Origin of the sequence: Streptomyces sp. 8K308, from assembly GCF_004348315.1 — a bacterium.
Classification (GTDB): Bacteria; Actinomycetota; Actinomycetes; order Streptomycetales; family Streptomycetaceae; genus Streptomyces.
This window is the reverse complement of record NZ_SMKC01000529.1, coordinates 1-3,130: the sequence shown is the minus strand read 5'-3', so window position 1 is coordinate 3,130 and position 3,130 is coordinate 1. Positions and strand designations below refer to the sequence as shown.

Below are 3,130 nucleotides of genomic sequence, written 5' to 3'. Positions count from 1 at the left end.
GCCCTGGACCGACGTGATCAGCGAAGCCCCGCTGCGCGGCGACGGCCCACCCGCCCCGGACGGCTACGGCCAGGCCGCCTGATCCCCGAGGCCGTCGTCGACGACAAGGGGAAGATCGAGCGCATCCGTCCGGCCAGCAAGCGTTGCACGCCAACGCGCTCGGCCGGCTCCCGCTCTGCAAGGACCAGCGCGGGGGGCCGGCCGAGCGCGGCCTTCCCGTGACTCAGAAGGGCTTGGTCGGCAGGTACTTGCCGTCCAGAGTGATCACGGCACGCTCGCCCCCTTCGGGGTCGGCGACCTTCTTCACGTCGAGCTTGAAGTTGATCGCGCTGATGATGCCGTCCCCGAACTGCTCAGGGACCAAAGCCTTGAGGGTAGTCCCGTAGATCTGGACTATCTCGTAGAAGCGGTAGATGGTCGGGTCGGTGGGGATGCCGCCCGGGATCGAGCCGCGGGTCGGGACGGCTTGCAGCAGCTCCACCGTTTCCTCGCCCAAGCCCAGCAGGTCTGCGACGGCCCTCGCGGACTGCTCGGGGAGAGCGTGTTGGCCCAGGACGGCGGCGGTGGTGAAGGCCGCCGACAGGCCAGCGGCATCCGCGATCTGCTGCCAGGTGAGGGTCTTGCGGGCCTTCGCCTCGACCGCAGCGTTGGTCAGGGCCTGACGGGCGGCGGGGTCGAACTGAACATGTACCACGGGGCAAGCTTCCTTTCCTTCATGACTTGTCGTGTCGCTCCCCGCGCATGACGGCCGCAACGGCGGGCCGTGGGCGTCCGTGGTCCCCGGTGGCGGCGCCGTGCCGGGGACCACGCGGGTGGCGGGTTGAACGTCAGGCCGCGAGCGTGCTGTCGGCGTCCATGGCGCCGAGGTCTTCGACGCGGCCTGTGGCGATGTCGAAGGCCCAGCCGTGCAGGGTCACCGTCTTACACGCCAGGGCGCGGGCGACCGAGGGGTGCGTGGCGAGGTTTGCCAACTGAACGAGTACGTTCTGGCGGACCAGCGCCGACACGTCCCCGGTGGCGGGTGTGCGGGCGGATGAGGCGTCCGCGTGCCGCAACCAGTCGGCGATCGCCGGCGTGCCGGTGAGGTCTCGGCGCTCTGCCAGGGCCGTCATCGCGCCGCAGGCGGAATGTCCGCACACGACGATGTCGGACACGCCCAACGCGGAGACGGCGTATTCGATGCTGGCCGTCACTCCGTCGACGCCGGGGTTGTAGGCGGGGACGAGGTTGCCGGCGGTTCGGATCACGAAAAGGTCCCCCGGCTCGCTCCCTGTGATCAGCTCGGGGACGACGCGGGCGTCCGAGCAGCCGATGAACAGCGTGTGCGGGGTGTGGTTCGTGGCCAGGTGGGCGAACAGGTTCGCCTTGGCCGGGAAGACATCCCGCTGAAAGCGCGCAACGCCCGCGACGAGGTCTCGCATGGGCCACTCCCTTCGGTGGTTGACGAGAACGCGTCCTCAGAAGCCGAAATCGCTGAGGCCGGGGTGGTCGTCGGGACGGCGGCCCAGCGGCCAGAAGTACTTGCGCTCGGATTCGGCGATCGGGAGGGTGTTGATGGATGCGTGGCGGGTGTGCATCAGGCCACGCTCGTCGTATTCCCAGTTCTCGTTGCCGTAGGAGCGGTACCAGTTCCCAGCGTCGTCGCGGTGCTCGTAGGCGAAGCGCACGGCGATGCGGTTGCCGTCGTAGGCCCACAGCTCCTTGATCAGCCGGTAGTCGAGCTCGGTGTTCCACTTGCGGGTCAGCAACGCGACGATCTCGTCTCGGCCCGTGGCGAACTCCGTGCGGTTGCGCCAGCGGGAGTCCACCGTGTAGCCCAGCGACACCTTCTGCGGGTCACGGGTGTTCCACGCGTCCTCGGCCAGTCGGACCTTCTCGATGGCGGTCTCCCGGGTGAACGGGGGCACCGGTGGGCGGGTCGTGTCAGTCATATCGACTCAGCTCCTTCGAATCTGGGGCTCCCGAAGGTCCAGCGGGCCTCGGAAACCATCGGAGAACGATCGTTCTCGCGACATCTGCTAGCGTAGAGAACGTTGGTTCTCCGCGCAAGGGGGCATAGATGCTGGACCAGGAAACGGCACGTGAGCGCGCGCTCGAAGCGGCCGAGGAGCTGTTCTACAGCCGGGGCATCCAGGCGGTCGGGATGGATGCAGTGCGCAACGCTTCCGGGATATCGCTTAAACGCCTCTACCGGCTGTTCCCCTCGAAGGAAGAGCTCGTACTGGAATTCCTCCGGCAGCGGGACTCGCGGTGGCAGCGCGCCCTCGCCAGCTACGTCGACGCGCAGCCGAGGACCGAGGAGCGGATCGCCGCTGTGTTCGACTGGCTGTACAAGTGGTTCTCCGAGCCGGATTACCGCGGGTGCGCCTTCATCAACTCCTTCGGTGAACTGGGCGCGGTCTCGCCCGAGGTCGCAGAGCAGGCCCGGCACCACAAGAAGGCCTTCCACGACTACCTCGCCGGCCTCGTCAGGGCATCCGGGCGGCCTGCCGAACTGGCCGATCAGCTCGCGCTCCTCGCCGAAGGAGCGATCATCACCGCAGCGATCTTCGGTACGCCTGAACCCGCTCACCAGGCACGAGAGGCAGCGCGCTTCCTGATGCACACGCATCCCGGCCCTGATCTCCCAGAACTACGGCGATGACAGGCCCGCGGCGGCCTGAGCTTGACTCTGTCGGTGATCTTGGAGTCGCCGAGGTCAGCTGCCCAGGGTTCGCCAGGACTTCGGCCGGGGAATGTCGCGCTGGTCGAGGTAGTGCTGGAAGGCAGTCGGCTGACGGAGCGTGGGGGTTTCCTCGGTGGGCGGCAGTCCGCTGAGGCGCTCGATGTTCACGGCGATGGCTGTCAGGATGTGCTGGGTGTGGGCTTTGCCCTGTCCTCGGTAGCGGCAGCGTCGTATGCCGTGTCCGTGGGCGAACTCGTTGACCGTGCTCTCCACTCCAAAGCGGACCGCGTAACGCGTCTTCCACTCGGGCGTCTGCTGCTCGGCGCGGACGCGGAGTTGGAGGTCACGGAGCTCTCGTGTGTGGGGGGGGGTGCCTCTATGTCCTTCGTCAAGCCCGAGCTGGTCATGCGACGGCTTCTTCGGGGACGCGTGGTTCGTAGAAGGTGCCGTCGCGGAGCATGGCGA

Annotated in this window: 5 protein-coding genes; 1 reads left to right on the top strand and 4 read right to left on the bottom strand. The window is 67.6% G+C overall.

The window, feature by feature from the left end; translation table 11 throughout:
• Window positions 1-223: 223 nt before the first annotated feature.
• From cynS to E1265_RS35210, 3 genes are all read right to left on the bottom strand, one after another.
• Window positions 224-694, bottom strand: a complete 471-nt coding sequence (cynS, locus tag E1265_RS35220; RefSeq protein ID WP_132935023.1) for a cyanase — start codon at window positions 692-694, stop codon at window positions 224-226.
• Window positions 695-827: 133 nt separating this feature from the next.
• On the bottom strand, window positions 828-1,421 hold the full coding sequence (locus E1265_RS35215) for a carbonic anhydrase (RefSeq protein WP_132935022.1): 594 nt from the start codon (window positions 1,419-1,421) through the stop codon (window positions 828-830).
• Between the two features lie 36 nt (window positions 1,422-1,457).
• Window positions 1,458-1,931: a nuclear transport factor 2 family protein gene (locus E1265_RS35210; RefSeq protein ID WP_132935021.1), complete on the bottom strand. Its 474-nt coding sequence runs from the start codon at window positions 1,929-1,931 to the stop codon at window positions 1,458-1,460.
• Between the two features lie 128 nt (window positions 1,932-2,059).
• On the opposite strand from E1265_RS35210, the gene E1265_RS35205 reads away from it, so the two are divergent.
• A complete protein-coding gene (locus tag E1265_RS35205) occupies window positions 2,060-2,644 on the top strand; it encodes a TetR/AcrR family transcriptional regulator (protein ID WP_132935020.1) in 585 nt (194 codons plus the stop codon).
• A gap of 54 nt (window positions 2,645-2,698) precedes the next feature.
• Here E1265_RS35205 and E1265_RS35200 read toward each other — a convergent pair.
• Window positions 2,699-3,130, bottom strand: a 432-nt coding sequence (locus E1265_RS35200; RefSeq protein WP_243741340.1) for a transposase, incomplete at its 5' end; no start/stop codon positions are given.